Genomic DNA, 18,351 nt, shown 5'->3' with positions numbered 1-18,351 from the left:
TCGCTCCCACAGTGGATTTGCGGTGTACACAAACCCCCTGTAGGAGCGAGCCTGCTCGCGATGGCAATAGAACAGGCAACACCGACCTGTCTCCCCAGTGATCTGTATGAATGACAATCTTGCGAACGCCGCAAATCCACTGTGGGAGCGAGCCTGCTCGCGATGAGGCCAGACCAGACAACACAAAACCACCCCTAAAGATACTTATCCGTCACAGCCCCTTCCGAAGCACTGGACACCGTCTTCGCATACTTGGCCAACACCCCGCGCTTGTACTTGGACTCCGGCCGCACCCAGCGACTCTTGCGCTCCGCCATTACGGCATCGGACACATCCACCGTGATCTGCCGGGTTTCGGCATCGATGGTAATCGTGTCACCGTCCTCGATCAGCGCAATCGGGCCGCCGTCAAAGGCTTCCGGCGTGATATGCCCCACCACGAACCCATGGGAGCCCCCGGAGAATCGGCCGTCGGTAATCAACGCCACGTCCTTGCCCAAACCCTTGCCCATGACCGCCGATGTCGGCGAGAGCATTTCGCGCATGCCGGGGCCGCCCTTGGGGCCTTCGTAACGGATCACGATCACGTCGCCCGCCTTCACTTCACCGTTGAGGATGCCCGCCAGCGCGCCTTCTTCGCCATGGTAGACCCGCGCCGTGCCTTCAAAACGCAGACCTTCCTTGCCCGTGATCTTGGCCACTGCGCCGGTAGGCGAAAGGTTGCCTCGCAGCACCACCAGGTGCGAATCCTTTTTGATCGGCTGATCGAACGGCAGAATCACATCCTGACCCGTGGGGTAATCCGCCACGTTCTCCAGGTTTTGCGCGAGCGTCTTGCCGGTGACCGTCAGCACATCGCCATGCAACATGCCGGCGGCGAGCATGCGCTTCATCAACGGCTGGATACCGCCGATGGCGACCAGCTCGCTCATCATGTACCGGCCGCTGGGGCGCAGGTCGGCGACCACCGGGGAAATCTTGCCCAGCTCGACAAAGTCATCCAGCGTCAGCTCGACATCCACCGCATGCGCCATGGCCAACAGGTGCAACACGGCATTGGTGGAGCCGGCGAGGGCGATCACCACCCTGATCGCATTTTCAAACGCCTTGCGGGTCATGATGTCGCGAGGCTTGAGGTCCAGCTTCAGCAGTTCCATGACCTGTTGGCCGGCGCGGAAACTGTCCGAGGCCTTGTCGCTGCCAACGGCGTCCTGCGAACTGGACCCGGGCAGACTCATGCCCAGCGCCTCGATGGCGGAGGCCATGGTGTTGGCGGTGTACATGCCGCCGCACGAGCCGGGGCCGGGGATCGCCACTTCCTCGATCTGCTTGACCTGAATCTCGTTGATATCGCCCCGCGCGTGCTGGCCCACGGCCTCGAACACGGAAATGATGTCGGTGTGCCCGGCGCCCGGGCGAATGGTGCCGCCATACACGAAAATCGAAGGCCGATTGAGCCGCGCCATGCCGATCATGCAGCCCGGCATGTTCTTGTCACAACCGCCCACCGTCACCAGCCCGTCAAAGCCTTCGCAGCCGACCACCGTTTCGATGGAGTCGGCGATCACTTCCCGCGAGACCAGCGAATACTTCATGCCTTCGGTGCCGTTGGCGATGCCGTCGGAAATGGTGATGGTGTTGAAAATGACGCCCTTGGCGCCGGCGGCATTAGCGCCTTTTTCGGCTTCGATGGCCAGCTTGTCGATGTGCATGTTGCACGGCGTGACCATGGCCCAGGTCGAGGCGATGCCAATCTGCGGCTTCTTGAAGTCTTCGTCGGTAAAGCCCACGGCTCGCAGCATGGCGCGACCGGGCGTGCGCTCCACGCCGTCGACCACCTGGGAGGAATATTTGCGCAGATCGTCTTTGTCGCTCATGACTTCTCCTCACCGGCTCATCGAGAAAAGCACGATGAGTATAGTGGCGCAGCCGGACTGACAAGTCGGGAACAGACGCGCGGGTTCGTCGGGTCGTGATATTCTTCGCGCCAACTTGTTTTGACTTGTTCAGTTGGCGTGTCCTCGAGACGCGCCGACAGAATCACTGTCGCTCAAGTAGCTGAAGCCAATAAAGATAAAAAGTCAGTTCAGAAGGGACAGCTAAACTGAGGTCGATGGAGACACGTCGGCCTTGTGTGCCCACCTTTTCAATCCTTATTCCGAACCTCCGCGACAGGCAGCCTGAATGTCGTAACACGGGGGCGCGAGAGTCAGGGGGGAAGGGCGGATGACGTTTTATCAAAGGTGCTACAGATGTTTAAGAAAATGAACACGGCCCTGCTGGGGCTGGCTTTGTCGATGGGGATCACGTCCGTTCACGCGCAAGAGGCAAAGAAAGTCGATGTGCTGCTGATCGGCGGCGGCATCATGAGCGCGACCCTCGGGGTCTGGCTCAATGAGCTGCAACCCGACCTGTCGATGGAAATGGTCGAGCGCCTCGACGGCGTCGCCCTGGAAAGCTCCAATGGCTGGAACAACGCCGGCACCGGGCACTCTGCCCTGGCCGAGTTGAACTACACCCCGGAAGACGAGAACGGCAAAGTCTCGATCCCGAAGGCTGTTGAAATCAACGAAGCGTTCCAGATCTCCCGTCAATTCTGGGCCTGGCAGGTTCAGCAAGGCGTGCTGAAAAACCCGCGTTCGTTCATCAACTCCACGCCGCACATGAGCTTTGTGTGGGGCGACGACAACATCAAGTTCCTGAAGAAGCGCTACGAAGCCCTGCAAGCCAGCCCGCTGTTCGCCGGCATGCAGTACTCCGAAGACCCGGCTGTGATCAAGAAGTGGGTCCCGCTGATGATGGAAGGGCGTGACCCGAACCAGAAAATCGCGGCTACCTGGACCCCGATCGGCACCGACGTCAACTTCGGCGAGATCACCCGCCAGTTCGTCGCGCACCTGCAAACCACGCCCAAGTTCGACTTGAAGCTGTCCAGCGAAGTGCAGGACATCACCAAGAACGCCGACGGCTCCTGGCGCGTCAGCTACAAGAACCTGAAGGACGGCAGCAAAACCGAAACCGACGCCAAGTTCGTGTTCATCGGCGCAGGCGGCGGTGCACTGCACTTGCTGCAGAAGTCCGGCATTCCTGAAGCCAAGGAATACGCAGGCTTCCCGGTCGGCGGCTCGTTCCTCGTCACCGAGAACCCGGCCATTGCCGAACAACACCTGGCCAAGGCCTACGGCAAAGCCTCCGTTGGCGCACCGCCGATGTCGGTTCCGCACCTGGACACCCGCGTCCTGGACGGCAAGCGCGTCATCCTGTTTGGCCCGTTCGCGACCTTCAGCACCAAGTTCCTCAAGGAAGGTTCGTACCTGGACCTGCTGACCACCACCACCACGCACAACGTGTGGCCAATGACCAAGGTCGGCATCAAGGAATACCCGCTGGTCGAGTACCTCGCCGGCCAGCTGATGCTGTCGGACGAAGACCGCCTCAACGCCCTGAAAGAATACTTCCCGAACGCCAAAGCCGAAGACTGGCGCCTGTGGCAAGCCGGCCAGCGCGTGCAAATCATCAAGCGTGATGAAGCCGCCGGTGGCGTGTTGAAGCTGGGCACCGAAATCGTTGCCTCGGCTGACGGCACCATCGCCGGTCTGCTGGGCGCATCGCCGGGCGCATCGACGGCGGCACCGATCATGCTGACCGTGCTGCAAAAGGTCTTCAAGGATCAAGTGGCCAGTCCTGCCTGGCAGGAAAAGCTGCACCAGATCGTGCCGAGCTATGGCACTCAGCTGAACAACGACCCAGCGAAAGTGGCTGAAGAGTGGGCCTACACCGCCAAGGTGTTGCAGCTGACTCCGCCGCCGGTGATTGGTCAGGTGGCGGCTCCGGCTGCTGTACCTGCTGAGGCACCCAAGGCGCCGAAGGCTAATGCTGCGAGTGATATGGCTCTGTAACTGGAGGCTCCCATAGTTTTTTGATGGGACGTTCGGTTATTTGACCTGTAATAAAAAAACCGCTGAATCGATGACGTTCAGCGGTTTTTTTGTGGAGGGCAATCATTGAACCGGGGTTATATAAGAGTCGCGTAAGGCATGAGCAAGATTAAGTGCAGCTTTTTGCTGTTGAGTCAGTTGCACCAGCGACGGATCGACTTTCATGGCTAAGTTAACCATGTTTGTCGCCACCCCTGCGTCTTCTACCATGCTCAACTCAGCAATGTAGAGCTCACGAAAGCGGCGCATGGCGTTATTGATTTCTTCTGTGGTGTGATCAGAAGGTGTTGCCAGTATCGCGGCCGTTTTAACGGTCTCCAGGTAGACCGTACGGCGAAGATCGTAAAGCGGCTTTTGTGCTTCTATGATTCGAGCCGCAGCTTCGTGCTGTCTCGTAGAGTTAAAACTTAGGACACTGATAACGACGCCCGCAACGACGCTGATGACTTGCACCATCGCTGCTAGCTGTTCCAACTTTGTTTTCGCTTCCATGGTTGTACCCCAAAAGCGTGGGCGTGTTAAAGCACCTCTAGAACTGCGCATCAAACGCTGGCTGATCAACCAGAAAGTCTAGCACCGGGTGCTGGATGAGCAGGTTCTGAGCTTAAAAATCAGGCGCCAATCCGCTCTGTGATCGGGCACATCGGCAATCAATGGCTATGCTTTAGCGAGTGTGCAACACCCTCTGCCCCGATCCCCCTTGTGCTGTTCTGTCATCCATCACATGGAAAAACAGGCCCATGAAACCGATCCGCCGCGTTGCCTACGTTTTTGCCCTTGCCTCGATCATGGCCACTGCCGGTTTTACGGCCCAAGCGGCCGAAGTGCCCTTGGGCAGTGATGCGATGGAAGGTCACATCATTACCCGGGTGCTGGCCGTTGATCCGGCGAATTATCAGGTCACCATCGAAGGTGAAAACAAGAACCCGGTCTCCATCCAGCTGACGGATCAGGCCAAGGCACTGCACAATTTGAAGGTCGGCGACACGGTCGATATCCACGTTATTCGCTCAGTCGCCTATGTGCTGGACACCGATGTCGACGGTGCGCCAGGCATTACCAACGAATCAAGGACCATCCGCGCCACCAAGGACAACCCTCATCCGGGCGGCCAAGCGGTGCGGCAGGTCAAGATCACCTCGAAGATCACTCATATCGACTTGAAAAAACATGAAGTGACGCTGCTTCCTCCAGAAGGAAAAGAAACCGTCCTGAAGGTCGAGGATCCCCAGCTTCAGGCCCGCATGAAAAAGCTCCAGGTGGGCCATACGGTCAACGCCATTTACACCGAAGTCATGACGGTCAAAACCTCACGCTGACGGCGTAGGCTGAGTAGATAAATGGGGTTCAGTGCCGTACCGCACTTACTCACCCGGAGTGTCTGTCTAATGGAAGCTGGATATGACGGATTTAGTTAACGCCATCGCTCTGGGGTTATTGGCGCTATTGCCACTGACTAACCCTCCTACGACCGTGGCGCTGTTTCTCGCCTTGAGCAAAGGCCTTAGTCAAAAGGAAAAAAACAGACAGGCGTTCCTGACATCCTTCTATATCTTTTTGATCATGGCGCTGACCTATTACATCGGTGAACTGGTCATGGATGTGTTCAATATTTCCATACCGGGCTTGCGCATGGCCGGTGGCGGAATCCTGATAATCATGGGGTTGAAGATGCTGTTTCCGCAGCCGGTTCAGCCCTCGGCCAGTAACAGTAAAGAGGAGGAAGCCAGCTTTGCGTTTATCCCGCTGGCCATGCCCAGTACCGCCGGGCCAGGGACCATCGCGATGATCATCAGCTCCGCCGCCACCATTAAACACAGCACGTTGTTCCCCGCCTGGGTGCTGATGACAGCCCCTCCGTTAATCTTTTTGTTTACCGCACTGATCATCTGGGCCTGCTTGCGTGGTTCAGGCGTCATCATGAAAGTAACGGGTAAGTCAGGCATTGATGCGATATCACGCCTGATGGGTTTTTTGCTCGTGTGCATGGGCGCTCAGTTCGCCATCAATGGTTCGGTGGAAATCATTCAAACCATCATCAATAACAATCTTCAATTGTTTCATTCTCAATAATCAGATCTCTATTTCTGACACGAATAACTTCCCCTCGGAGAACCGAAATGAGCGTTCCTCCTCCAGATCTCGAAGAAATCCAACGGCGACTGAACGAAGGGCTGAAAGCCTTTATCGAAGCTGAGAAAAATAGTGTCGAAGACGATGAGTTAGGTCGCAAGATCGTCAAAACCTATCTCGCCAAATTTCGCGATGACAACCCCGATTGGTCTGAAAGAGTAAAACAGTTTGCGCTGGAGGCGCAGTTGCATATAGACGGTTTTGAGGTAAAGCGAGGGGCGCTTTCGAGCCGTGTATGTATGGCACATATGCAGATGAAGGTAGCTATTACCTCCATCATGATTCAAGGGTTCCAGGTTCAGCAGGCGTCTTTCAATCGTTCGACTTCTGAGGAGGGTGATGCCGTAGAAAGCGATCCGACATTGAAAGCGCTGAATGAGCTCAAAAGGCTGAGCGCTGACACCAAACGAGCCGAGGAAAACCTGAATATATACCAAGCCGAGGCGCAACTCAGGGCTGCTGAAATTGGCAATCTGGTCATTCGCGTGCAGTGTTTGGCTACTGTTGCATTGCTGATGCGACGCTCCCTTTTTCAAATGCTTGCCAGGGATAAGCTCGATGTCAGTTGGGAGGAGGTGGCTCGGCGTATTTCTGAAGCGCTGGAGGGCTCACCCAAGGACTGGCCGGTGACGAAAGCACTGGATATCGCCGGACGAGTCGCAATCGAGATTGTAAAAATCGTCATTGAAGACAAACTGCCGGTGGCTACCGTGCATTCGATTTTTAAGATACTTGGGGAACAACTGGGTGTGCGTAAAGCCGATACAAAGCCAGGCGGGACGAACGACATGTTTAATCTGCTCGAGGAACTCGAAAAACTGGACGATCTGCTAGGCCAATTGGACCGTACCTACACTAAGGCCATGGACGAGATACCGCTTCGGACGCAGATCAAAACACCGCAGGAGTAATGTGTAGCAACGCATCTGATACGGTTTTTCCCGCGTCATCTGCCTCTGTTATGCACCCAGCCCCCGGCTCACAATAACGGCACAGTCCGCGGTCGCAGCAATTGCTGCACCGCACACTCGTTCGTTAGGAGGCTTAAATGGGCAAGATGGCGATTTTTCTCGGTGGGTTTCTGGTGCTGACCATTTTGATTGGGGCGCTGGCCACTATCTCTCCGACGTGAAGAATGCTGCCGCGTGTAGGAGCGAGCTCGCTCGCGAAAAACCCTAAAGCACCGCGGGGTATCAGGTAACCAGCGTTATCGTTAACGACCATCGCGAGCGAGCTCGCTCCTACAGTTAATTGCGTTTGAGCACGCTTTCTCCGGCATGCTTGGGCAGTTTGAGCACGTCGACCAACGCCAATAACCCCAACAACGCTACGCCGACGAAGGCCACGCGAAAGTCGGTGGCCTGGGCCTGCAGATCGTGGTTTTGCACGGACATGGACGCGCGCAGCAGCAGGGCGGCGACGGTGACGCCCATGCCCATGGCCAGTTGGAAAAACAGACTGAACAGCGCCGAGGCTTCGCTCATGTGTTCTTTGGCGACGTCGGCAAAACCGATGGAGTTGTAGCAGGTGAACTGCATCGATCGTGACAGGCCCCCGGCGAACAGCACGGCAGCGATCACGGCGAAGGGCGTTTGCGCGGTGAAGAGCGCGCAGGCCGCAATCGACATGACACCGATGACGCCATTGACCAGCAGGACCTTGCGAAAGCCATGGCGCTGCATGATGGCCGTGGTAAACGGCTTCAGGGCGAGGTTGCCGGCGAACACCGCCAACACCAGCAAACCGGCGTCGACCGGGGAGAGCCCGAACCCGACCTGAAACAACAGCGGGAGCAAAAACGGCAACGCGCTGATCGCCAGTCGAAACAGCGATCCGCCGAAGATCGTGACCCGGAAGGTGTTGATCGACAGGGTGCGCAGGGGCAACAGCGGGTTGGCGTGATGCCGGCAGTGATGGATCGCCCACAGCGCCAATAGCACACCCGCCAGCGTCACGCCCAACCCCGACAACATCGCGTTGCCGTTTTCGCTGCCCAGCCATTCCAGACCGCCCAGAATGGACGCGCAGGCACCCGCCAGCAGAACAAAGCCTTTGCTGTCGAACGCACGGACGTTTTCTTCCCGGCCTTCAGGTACGAGCCACAGCGCCGCAATCAACGCCAAGACCCCCAGCGGCAAGTTGACGTAAAAGATCCACGGCCATGACGCATGGGTCACGATCAAGCCGCCCACCACCGGCCCGAGAATGGGCGCCACCAGGCCGGGCCAGGTGATGATCGCGATCATGTTCACCAGGTCTTTTTTGTCAGTGTTACGCAGCACCGCCAGGCGTCCGACCGGCACCATCAGCGCACCACCGATGCCCTGCAGCACTCGGGCCAGGACGAACATCTCGATGCTCTGGCTCAGCCCGCACAGCAGCGAGGCGAGGGTGAAGACGACGATGGCCCCGGCAAACACCCGTCGTGCGCCAAACCGGTCGGCAATCCAGCTGGAGAGCGGGATGAAGATCGCCACCGCGAGAATATAGGCGGTGATCCCGACGTTCATGTCCACCGGCGTCACCCCGAAGGCGGCGGCCATGGTCGGCAGCGCGGTCGCGATGACCGTCGCGTCGAGGTTTTCCATGAAGAAGGTCACCGCGACCACCAGTGCGATCAGGCGCGTTTGCAGGCTGAGCCGCGCTTCGGCCGAGAGGGTGGAACCTGGCGTGGTGGGGGACTTCACCGATGTGATCCTTGTTCGAGGCGACGAGAACAGACGACTGCGCCCCGAGTTTTACCATCCCGAGGCCACTCACAGAAAGGCGCTATGCAACGATTGGCCGCGCAGGGGCTCATATAAACACTACCCGCGCCGTTCGTGCCGCAGTGTTGAACGCTGCAGGCGACGGCTTAATGTGTTGGATGACGACCGCGAGTGACTGTGCTTATGACGATGGCGGACAAGGATTATGTGGCGTGGCTGGTTGAGCAATCGATGCTGACTGCGGCCAGGCAGCGAGCAAAACTGTATTCCGGGCAGGGGCGACTGTGGCAGCAGCCCTACGCGCATACCCGGCCACGCGATGCCTCGGCGCTCGCCTCTGTGTGGTTCACTGCGTATCCGGCCTCGATCATCACCGCCGAAGGCGAGACGGTCTTGCAAGCGTTGGGTGATGAAGCGCTGTGGCACGCGCTGTCGGAAATCGGCATCCAGGGGATTCATAACGGCCCGTTGAAAACCTCGGGCGGGTTGCAGGGCCGCGAGCACACGCCGACCATCGACGGCAACTTCGACCGCATCAGTTTCGGCATCGATCCGGAACTGGGCACCGAAGCCCAGTTGCAGGGCTTGAGCCGGATTGCCGCGGCGCATAATGCGGTGATCATCGACGATGTGATTCCCTCGCACACCGGCAAAGGCGCGGATTTCCGGCTCGCCGAAATGGCCTACGAAGATTATCCGGGGCTCTACCACATGGTGGAAATCCGCGAGGAAGACTGGCCGTTGCTGCCGGATGTGCTTGAGGGACGCGATGCGCAGAACCTCGGGCCACTGCAGGTCGATGCCCTGCGGGACAAGCACTACATTGTCGGCCAGTTGCAGCGGGTGATTTTCTTCGAGCCCGGCGTGAAGGAAACCGACTGGAGTGCGACGCCGGTGGTGATCGGTGTCGACGGCAAGCCACGGCGCTGGGTGTATTTGCATTACTTCAAGGAAGGGCAGCCCTCGCTCAACTGGCTCGACCCGAGTTTCGCGGCGCAGCAGATGATCATCGGCGACGCCTTGCACGCGGTGGACGTGATGGGCGCGAAAATCCTGCGCCTGGACGCCAACGGTTTTCTGGGTGTCGAGCGCAAACTGGACGGCACGGCGTGGTCGGAAAGCCACCCGCTGTCGATCACCGGCAATCAATTGCTGGGCGGGGCGATTCGCAAGGCCGGCGGTTTCAGTTTCCAGGAGTTGAACCTGACCATCGACGACATCGCCTCGATGTCCCACGGCGGCGCGGACCTTTCGTACGATTTCATCACTCGCCCGGCCTACCAGCACGCCTTGCTGATGGGCGATGCCGAGTTTTTGCGGCTGATGCTGCGTCAGGTCCACGCCTATGGCATCGACCCCGCTTCGCTGATTCACGCCCTGCAAAACCATGACGAGCTGACGCTGGAGCTGGTGCATTTCTGGACCCTGCATGCCCATGACACCTTCCTGTATCAAGGCCAGACCTTTCCCGGCAACATCCTGCGCGAACATATCCGCGAGCAGATGTACGAGCGCCTGTCCGGGGAGCATGCGCCGTACAACCTGAAATTCGTCACCAACGGGGTGTCCTGTACCACCGCCAGCATCATCACCGCGGCGCTGGGTATTCGCGATCTCTCGGCCATTACACCGGCGGACATCCAGCAGATTCGCCAAGTGCATGTGCTACTGGTCATGTACAACGCCATGCAGCCCGGTGTGTTTGCGTTGTCGGGTTGGGACCTTGTGGGCGCGTTGCCGCTGCCGGCGGAAGAGGTCGCGCACCTGATGCTCGATGGCGACACGCGCTGGATTCATCGCGGTGCCTACGACCTGGTCGACCTCAACCCCAATGCGCCATTGTCCGCGGGCGGCATGCCGCGTCCGCAAACGCTGTACGGCAGCCTGCCCAGCCAGTTGAAAGACCCGGATTCGTTCGCCTCGCAGCTGAAGAAAATCCTCGCGGTGCGCCGCTCCTACGACATTGCCGCCAGCCGGCAGATTTTGATTCCCGACGTCGAGCACCCAGGCCTGCTGATCATGGTCCACGAGTTGCCGGCCGGTAAAGGCACGCAAATCACCGCCCTGAACTTCAGCGCGCAACCGATTACCGAAACGCTGCACCTGCCCGATATTGCACCGGGGCCGGTGGTGGACATCATCAACGAGCGGGTCGAAGGTGACCTGACGGCCGAGGGTGAATTCACCATCACCCTCGACCCTTATGAAGGCCTGGCACTGCGGGTGGTCAGTAGCTCGCCGATGATGTGACGCCTGTCGGGGTGGTAAACTCCTGCATCGCGTCCAGCAACGCTCCCTTGAAATAAGCCTGCGATGCGCGGTCGCAGAGCAGGTTCAAGCGGGCAATGTGTGCCGTGCCGGCATTGATCACGATCACATTCACCCTCGCGGCCGAGGTCTGCGCCACCGCCCCTGGACCGAACGCCTGCGGGCTCAGATCGACGCCGCAGAGCTTGGCCATGAGCGGGGTCAGGTGATCCCCCGTCAGTTGAAACCAGGCGTGACTGTCCTGGCGCGGCAGCAGGTAGTTGGCCTGGTGATCGAGTTCCCAGCGGGCCTCTTCATCCGCTATTCGTTGCCCTTGGTCCTCTGGGCTGCCGAGCAGCAGATATTCGGTTTGCGACAGCCGCGCCACGTAGCTGCCATCGGCCTGGGCGGCGGCGCGGTTGGGCGCGTCCGGCAAGACGAAGTCGCGACGACGCAGGTACTCGGCGCTGTGGGCGCCACGAAACCCGACCCGGGGCAGGTCGGTCAAGTCCGCCAAGGCACACGCCGGCAAAGGTGCCAGGGTTTGTTGGCCGAGACGGTGTTGTTCGTTCAGGCTGGTCATGGCTTAAAGCTCCTGACGTTGATGATCGGGATCGAAGAAAGGCAGTTTCACCACCTCGGCCTGCACCACGATGCCGCCTTCGACGCGGATCGGAATCCGTTGTCCCGGCGTGCTCTGCTCGATGCCGGCGTACGCCAGGCCGATGATCTTGCCGAGGGTGGCGGAGTACTCGCAGGAAGTGACGTTACCGCTGATGTCCGGGCCATTGAGCACCAGGTGCCCTTCGAGCGGTTGCAGGCTTCCTTTGGGCAGGCTGAAACCCACCAGTTTGCGTTTCATCGGCTGGGCTTCGAGGATGTCCACCGAGCGGCGGCCGACGAAGAAGGGCTTGCTGCGACTGACCGCCCAGCCCATGTCGATTTCCGCAGGGTGGGTCATGCCGTCGGTGTCCTGGCTGATGATCACATGGCCTTTTTCCAGGCGCAGCAGGCGTTGGGTTTCCACGCCGAACGGGCGAATGTCATGGGCTTTGCCGGCCTCGATCAAGGCGTCCCACAGCTTGAGCCCGTGACGCGCCGGGACGTGGACTTCATAACCCAGCTCGCCGACGAAACCGACCCGCAGCAACCGGGCCTTGATCCCGGCCACGGTGCCCGTGCGCACGCCCAGATAAGGGAAGGCCTCGGCGCTCAAATCAAGGTCGGTGCACAGCTGTTCCAGTACTTTGCGCGAATCCGGCCCGGCGACGTTCACCGCGCAAATGGCAGCGGTGACGTTGGCAACGTCCACGTCCAGGCGCCATTGCGCGTTCCACTTGAGCATCTGCTGGTAAATCCGGTCGACGCCGCTGGTGGTGGCGGTGACGTAGAAGTGATTTTCGGCAAATCGTGCGCACACGCCGTCGTCGATCACCACCCCGTGCTCGTTGGTCATCAGCGCGTAACGGGAGCGCCCGACCGGTTGTTTGAGGAAGGCAAAGGTGTACATCCGGTTGAGCAGTTCGGCGGCGTCCGGCCCGCGTACATCCAGCCCACCGAGGGTCGAGACGTCGATGATGCCGACCTTGTTGCGCACATGCAGGGCTTCGGCCTGCATGCACGCCTCGCGATCCTTGGCGTGGCCGTAGTAAGCCGGGCGCTGCCAGATGCCGGCGGGCATCATCTTCGCGCCCGCTCGCAGGTGTCGGGCGTGCATCGGGGTTTGGCGGTAAGGGTCGAAGGCACGACCGGCGACGTGGGCCAGTTTTTCCGCCACAAACGGAGGGCGTGCGGTGGTGACGCCGGTTTCACTGATGTTGCGCTGGGTCGCCCAGGCCACGAGTCGTGCGGTCGGCAAGGCCGAGTGACGACCCTGGGACGGGCCCATACCCACGGTGGAATAGCGCTTGACCAGCTGCACGTCGCGATAGCCGATTTTGGTCGCGTTGACGATATCGGCCACTTGCAGGTCTTCATCGAAGTCGACGAAATCCTTGCCTTTGGGGTGCGGGAAAATCGGCCAGTTGAAGTTGACCCGGGTTTCACCGATGAAGGGCGCACGTTGCGCGCCCACCACCAGGCCCAGCGCCAGCGCCGCCTCGGCGCCGGCATTCACGCCATCGGCGATGACGTTGTCGAGGTGGTGACGACCGTTGACCGACCCGGCGACATTCAAATGTTGAGGCAGACCGCTGAGGGTGAATTCGGAGCGCTGGTCGTCGTAGGCCAGTTTGCCCCCCGCCTGGCACAGCAGCTGATAGACCGGCATGTAGCCGGCGGACATGCACAGCAAATCACAATCGAGGTGCAGGCCGCTGTCGGCGACCTGACCTTGCGCGGTGATCTTGCGCACGTCCACACCCGTGACATGACGCATGCCTTTTTCGTGCAGGGCTTCGTACACCGTGCTGTTGCTCACGCAACGGATCTTGCGTTGTGCCAATGCCTCCAGCAGGGCAACGTTGCCCGGCGCATTGCGCAGGTCCACCAGCGCCGCCACGTCCACGCCCTGATCATGCAGGTCGAGCGCCGCGAGGTAACCGTCGTCATTGCCGGTCAGCACCACGGCGCGTTTGCCGGGTTTGACCGCGTACAGTTTCATCAGCCGTTGCGCGGCGCTGGTGAGCATCACGCCCGGCAGGTCGTTGTTGCGAAAGATCACCGGTTGATCGAAAGCACCACTGCACACCAGGCACTGGCTGGCGCGGACCTTGTACAGGCGCTTGCCCTGAATCACCGGCAGGTAGTTGTCGGTGAACCAGGCGTTGCACGTGGCGTCGGTCAGGATCTGGATGTTGGCGTGCTGATCCACGGCGGCGAGCAATTCGCGCCGCAGGGTTTCACTGCGTCGGCCCTCGATGTCGAAGCGCGCGTAGTTCAGTGAGCCGCCCAGAATCGGCTGCTGCTCGATGAGCAAGACCTTGGCCCCGGCGTTCGCCGCCGTGAGCGCTGCGTTCAACCCTGCAGGCCCGGCACCGATCACGGCGACGTCGGTGAACAGGTAAGCCTTGTCGTAATACTCGGGCTGAAAGGTCAGGTCGAGCACGCCGAGGCCGGCCTTCTTGCGAATGATCGGTTCCCAGATTTTCCACATGCCCTTGGGCTTGTAGAACGAGCGGTAATAGAAACCCACCGGCATGAATTTCGAAAACTTGCCCAGGTAGGCATCGCGGTCGTTATCCAGCGAACCGTTGACGTTTTGCGCGGTGACCTGCAGGCCCGCAGACAATGCGTGTGCGTCGGCCAGCACGTTCGGTTCCTGAGGCAACTGCACCAGGCTGTTGGCGTCCTGGCCGGCCATGGTCAGCGGGCCACGCGGGCGGTGGTATTTGAACGAGCGCGAGATCAGGAAGCGCCCGTTGGCGAGCAGGGCGCTGGCGATGCTGTCGCCTTGAAGGCCTTGATAGCGGTTACCGTCGAAACTGAAGTCCAGCGGCTGATCACGGTCGATGAGCAGGCCCATCGGTGCGGGGAGGCGGTTCATCCTGCGATCTCCTTGGCGGCGGCATTGAATTCGACACGGGCGGTGAACAGTTCCTTGGGATCGAACGTACGCACGATCTCGTCGGTGACGGTATGACGCTCTGCCAGAAACCAGTAGCTGGACGGCGTGTGCATCCACCATTCGCGCACGACACCGGCCAGGTTGTCGGTGTTGAACACGTAGTCGGCCCATTCGGCGTCGGTGCACGTCACCGGATCGGGCATGGGTTTGAATTCGCCGCCGTAGGTGAATTCGGTGATGTTGCGTGGCCCGTTGAGCGGGCACGTCATGATTTTCATAGTCCGCTCTCCGTCAGTGGCTGGCCGCTGTGGCGCCCATTTCATTGACTTGCTGGAAGGTCGAGAAACGGTCCAGGGCAAAGGGCTTGATCAGGTCCGGCACCTTGCCGCCACTGGCGACCAGCTCGGCCATGGTCTTGCCGCAGATCGGCGTGGCCTTGAAGCCCCACGTACCCCAACCGGCGTCGAGGTAGTAATTGTTCACCGGCGACAGGCCCATGATCGGGCTGTAGTCCGGGGTCATGTCGGTGATGCCGGCCCATTGGCGCATCAGTTTGGCGTTGGCCAGGAACGGGAACATTTCGATGGCGTGGGCCAGCAGGCTCTCCTTGAGGTCCATCGTCGAGCGCGTGTTGAACAACGGATACGGATCGGAACCACCGCCGAACACCACTTCGCCACGGCTGGTCTGCTGCACGTAGCAGTGCAGGGCGGAGGAGCTCACCAGCGGATCGAGAAACGGTTTGAAGGGCTGGGTCACCATCGCCTGGAGCGGGAAGGTCTGGATCGGCGAACGAATCCCGGCCTTGGCCATCAGCAAGGAACTGTGCCCGGCAATCGCCTGCACCGCGCAACCGCATTTGATGGTGCCGCGATTGGTTTTGACCGCCGTGATCGTCCCGTTCTCGATGATCAGGTCCTGGACTTCCGTGAGTTGATGAATCTCCACGCCGCGCTTGGCAGCCTGTTTGGCATACCCCCAGGCCACGGCATCGTGTCGCGCGGTGGCGCCGTCGATGTGCCAGAGCCCGGCCATCACCGGCAGGTGGCCCGGGTCGAGGTTGAGGCTGGGCACCAGTTCGCGGATCTGCTGACGGTCGATCATCTCGGTGCGGCCGCCAAAGTGTTTGTTGACCTCGGCCCGTTGACGGAACGAACGCACGGTCGCATCGGTGTGCGCGAGGGTCAGTTGGCCGCGCTCGGAATACATGATGTTGAAATCGAATTCGTTGGACAGCGACTGGAACATCCGCACCGACTCGGCATAAAAACGAACGCCTTCGCTGGTCAGGTAATTGGAGCGGATAACCGCGGTGTTGCGCGCGGTGTTGCCGCCGCCGAGGTAGGACTTTTCCAGCACGGCGATGTTGGTGATGCCGTGGTACTTGGCGAGGTAATACGCGGTGGCGAGGCCATGGCCGCCGGCGCCGATGATCACCACGTCATAGCTCGATTTGAGTTCCTTCGGCGGCGGCAAATCCACGTCCACCGGGTACTCGGAACTCAGCCCGTATTTCAATAGATTGAATGGCATACGGCCTCCGATTGGCTGCGTTGAGCCTGGTGTTGATTAAGGGCAGCGGTCACGGTGTTTTTCATCAGGAAGGCGATGGTCATCGGCCCGACACCGCCGGGCACCGGGGTGATTGCCGCGACCTGGGTCAGGGCACTGTCGAAATCGACGTCGCCCACCAGGCGGCTGCGGCCGTCGTCGTCGATGCGATTGATGCCGACGTCGATCACCACGGCACCGGGTTTGAGCCAACTGGCATCAATCAAACGGGGGCGGCCCACGGCGGCAATCACGATGTCGGCCTGGCGGCACAGCGCCTGGGGATTGGGGCTGCGCGAGTGCAACACCGTGACCGAGCAATCGGCTTGCAGCAGCAGCGCGGCCATCGGTTTGCCGACGATGTTCGAGCGGCCGATGACCACCGCATGTTTGCCCCGCAGGTCGCCGCAGGTTTGCTCCAGCAAATACAGGCAGCCGCTGGGCGTGCAGGGCGCGAGCACGGCGCGGCCCTGGCTGAGGCCGCCGACGTTTTCACTGTGGAAACCGTCAACGTCCTTGTCCGGATCAATCGCTTGCAGCGCCCGCAGTTCGTCGATATGGGCCGGCAATGGCAATTGCAGAAGAATGCCGTGGATCGAGCGATCGGCGTTGAGGCTGGCGATGAGGTTGAGCAGCTGTTCGGTGCTGGTGTCCGTTGTCAGCCGGTGTTCCACCGAGCGGATGCCGACCTCTTCGGCGCGCAGGATCTTGTTGCGCACGTAGACCTGGCTGGCCGGGTCGCCGCCCACCAGAATCACCGCCAGTGCGGGTTGGATAGCTTGTTCGCGCAGGCGGTCCACGTCTTTGCGAACCTGCACCAGGACGCGAGCTGCCGCGGCTTTGCCGTCGATCAATGTGTGGGTGTTCACCGGAAGATCACCGTTCTGTCCTGGTTGAGGAAAACCCGGTGTTCGAGGTGGTACTTGACCGCCTTCGACAGGGCCACGGTTTCGGTATCGCGTCCGGTGGCCACCAGGTCATCGGGCAAGTACACATGATCGACGCGCTGCACTTCCTGTTCGATGATCGGTCCCTCGTCGAGGTCGCTGGTGACGTAATGCGCCGTGGCGCCAATCAGCTTCACACCGCGCTGGTAGGCCTGGTGGTACGGTTTGGCACCCTTGAAGCCCGGGAGGAACGAATGGTGAATGTTGATCGCCCGGCCCGAGAGCTGTTTGCACAAGTCGTCGGAGAGGATCTGCATGTAGCGCGCCAACACCACCAGTTCGGTCCCGGTCTCGTCGACGATCTTCATCAGCTCGGCTTCCTGGCGGGCCTTGGTGTCCTTGGTCACGGGCAGGTAGATGAAGCGAATGCCTTCGCGTTCAGCCATGGGCCGCAGGTCGAGGTGGTTGGAGACGATGGCGGTGATGGTCATGTCCATCTCGCCTTTGTGATAGCGGTAGAGCAGGTCGGTCAGGCAATGGTCGAACTTGCTGACCATCAGCAGCACGCGCATTGGCTCGCGGGTGTCGTGCAGTTCCCAGCTCATGTCGAACGCCTGGGCGACGTCGGTGAAACCGTCCTTGATCTGTTGCAGGTCGCCGGGGTGGCCGTCGTTGAAGCGGAAGACGGCACGCATGAAGAAGCGGCCGCTGAAGTCGTCATCGAATTGCGCCATTTCCCCGATGTAGCAGCCGTTGTCCGCCAGGTAGGTGGTGACGGCAGCAACAATGCCGGACACGGCGGGGCAGGTGATTTTGATGATGAAATGGTTTTTTTCGTGTTGCATGACACGTCCTCGGGAAGATGGCGGCAGCTCATCGCATGGCGAAAAAAGTGTCAGCGGACGGTGGGCTCGATCCATGAGCTCGCTTTCTTATGGGGAATAAAATATTCCTGTTGGTGGCTTTATAAGGGGAAGGGTGGGGGCGCGTCTAGCGGTTTTTGTGAAAGTTTTTTAACTGCTGGGAAATTTTTTGGCTTTTTAGGGAGAGATTGATAGGGGACATATTCGGTTCTGCGGTCACGGCGGCTGGCGGTTTCGCCCTTACGGCGAGTCCCTTTTTCAAACGCCAACAAGGAACCAAAAGGCTCTTGCCCCACCACTTGGTGCCTCGCTAAGGCTCGGAATGCCCTCACTCCGGCATCGTGGTTTAACGGGGCGCCTCGATCAAAAGCAAAGCGAGGCGGCCTGAAAGCCGACCTGATTGTGCTGATGCGCGCACTTCCCCCTGTGGGAGCCAGCCTGCTGGCGATGGACTTCAACGATGACGCGCCCTGTCTGGATGATCGCGGTGTCTGGGCATTCATCGCCAGCAGGCTGGCT

The 18,351-nt window shown here is 60.0% G+C and carries 14 protein-coding genes; 5 read left to right on the top strand and 9 right to left on the bottom strand.

What is annotated here, in order from left to right:
• Positions 1 to 194 precede the first annotated feature (194 nt).
• Positions 195 to 1,877: a dihydroxy-acid dehydratase gene (ilvD, locus tag EJA72_RS13940; RefSeq protein ID WP_157712020.1), complete on the bottom strand. Its 1,683-nt coding sequence runs from the start codon at positions 1,875 to 1,877 to the stop codon at positions 195 to 197.
• Positions 1,878 to 2,252: 375 nt separating this feature from the next.
• Here ilvD and mqo point away from each other — a divergent pair, with 375 nt between their 5' ends.
• On the top strand, positions 2,253 to 3,899 hold the full coding sequence (gene mqo / locus EJA72_RS13935) for a malate dehydrogenase (quinone) (protein ID WP_157712019.1): 1,647 nt from the start codon (positions 2,253 to 2,255) through the stop codon (positions 3,897 to 3,899).
• 102 nt (positions 3,900 to 4,001) lie between these two features.
• On the opposite strand, the gene EJA72_RS13930 is transcribed toward mqo, so the two are convergent.
• A complete protein-coding gene (locus EJA72_RS13930) occupies positions 4,002 to 4,430 on the bottom strand; it encodes a hypothetical protein (RefSeq protein ID WP_157712018.1) in 429 nt (142 codons plus the stop codon).
• A 248-nt stretch (positions 4,431 to 4,678) separates the two neighbouring features.
• Between EJA72_RS13930 and EJA72_RS13925 the strand changes: the two genes are divergently transcribed.
• The 3 genes from EJA72_RS13925 (at position 4,679) to EJA72_RS13915 (ending at position 6,982) form a co-directional block, all read left to right on the top strand.
• Positions 4,679 to 5,257, top strand: coding sequence for a hypothetical protein (locus EJA72_RS13925; protein ID WP_157712017.1), 579 nt, complete (start codon positions 4,679 to 4,681; stop codon positions 5,255 to 5,257).
• 82 nt (positions 5,258 to 5,339) lie between these two features.
• The gene (locus tag EJA72_RS13920; protein ID WP_157712016.1) at positions 5,340 to 6,011 is read left to right on the top strand and encodes a MarC family NAAT transporter; all 672 of its coding nucleotides are present in this window, start codon (positions 5,340 to 5,342) and stop codon (positions 6,009 to 6,011) included.
• Between the two features lie 47 nt (positions 6,012 to 6,058).
• Complete coding sequence (locus EJA72_RS13915; protein ID WP_157712015.1) at positions 6,059 to 6,982, top strand: hypothetical protein; 924 nt, start codon at positions 6,059 to 6,061, stop codon at positions 6,980 to 6,982.
• A 336-nt stretch (positions 6,983 to 7,318) separates the two neighbouring features.
• On the opposite strand, the gene EJA72_RS13910 is transcribed toward EJA72_RS13915, so the two are convergent.
• Positions 7,319 to 8,704, bottom strand: coding sequence for a DHA2 family efflux MFS transporter permease subunit (locus EJA72_RS13910; RefSeq protein ID WP_256679694.1), 1,386 nt, complete (start codon positions 8,702 to 8,704; stop codon positions 7,319 to 7,321).
• Between the two features lie 258 nt (positions 8,705 to 8,962).
• On the opposite strand from EJA72_RS13910, the gene treS reads away from it, so the two are divergent.
• Positions 8,963 to 11,029, top strand: a complete 2,067-nt coding sequence (gene treS, locus EJA72_RS13905; RefSeq protein ID WP_157712022.1) for a maltose alpha-D-glucosyltransferase — start codon at positions 8,963 to 8,965, stop codon at positions 11,027 to 11,029.
• On the opposite strand, the gene EJA72_RS13900 is transcribed toward treS, so the two are convergent.
• From EJA72_RS13900 to purU, 6 genes are read right to left on the bottom strand one after another with little or no spacing between them, the layout of a single operon-like run.
• Entirely contained in the window at positions 11,007 to 11,609 is a 603-nt protein-coding gene (locus EJA72_RS13900; RefSeq protein WP_157712014.1) for a sarcosine oxidase subunit gamma, read from the bottom strand. The two genes, treS and EJA72_RS13900, sit on opposite strands and share 23 nt — an antisense overlap.
• A 3-nt stretch (positions 11,610 to 11,612) precedes the next feature.
• Positions 11,613 to 14,510 carry a 2Fe-2S iron-sulfur cluster-binding protein gene (locus EJA72_RS13895; RefSeq protein WP_157712013.1) on the bottom strand — a complete coding sequence of 966 codons (2,898 nt, stop codon included), beginning with the start codon at positions 14,508 to 14,510 and terminating at the stop codon, positions 11,613 to 11,615.
• The gene (locus EJA72_RS13890) at positions 14,507 to 14,809 is read right to left on the bottom strand and encodes a sarcosine oxidase subunit delta (RefSeq protein ID WP_157712012.1); all 303 of its coding nucleotides are present in this window, start codon (positions 14,807 to 14,809) and stop codon (positions 14,507 to 14,509) included. The genes EJA72_RS13895 and EJA72_RS13890 overlap by 4 nt, the downstream gene beginning before the upstream one ends.
• A gap of 13 nt (positions 14,810 to 14,822) precedes the next feature.
• A complete protein-coding gene (locus EJA72_RS13885) occupies positions 14,823 to 16,064 on the bottom strand; it encodes an FAD-dependent oxidoreductase (RefSeq protein WP_157712011.1) in 1,242 nt (413 codons plus the stop codon).
• Positions 16,046 to 16,951 (bottom strand): bifunctional methylenetetrahydrofolate dehydrogenase/methenyltetrahydrofolate cyclohydrolase FolD, encoded by a 906-nt coding sequence (gene folD / locus EJA72_RS13880; protein WP_178129359.1) that lies wholly within the window; start codon positions 16,949 to 16,951, stop codon positions 16,046 to 16,048. The genes EJA72_RS13885 and folD overlap by 19 nt, the downstream gene beginning before the upstream one ends.
• Positions 16,948 to 17,814, bottom strand: a complete 867-nt coding sequence (gene purU, locus EJA72_RS13875) for a formyltetrahydrofolate deformylase (RefSeq protein ID WP_157712010.1) — start codon at positions 17,812 to 17,814, stop codon at positions 16,948 to 16,950. The genes folD and purU overlap by 4 nt, the downstream gene beginning before the upstream one ends.
• Positions 17,815 to 18,351 lie beyond the last annotated feature (537 nt).

This window comes from Pseudomonas sp. PB120, from assembly GCF_009761815.1.
GTDB lineage: Bacteria > Pseudomonadota > Gammaproteobacteria > Pseudomonadales > Pseudomonadaceae > Aquipseudomonas.
This window is presented reverse-complemented; position numbering and strand designations above follow the sequence as displayed.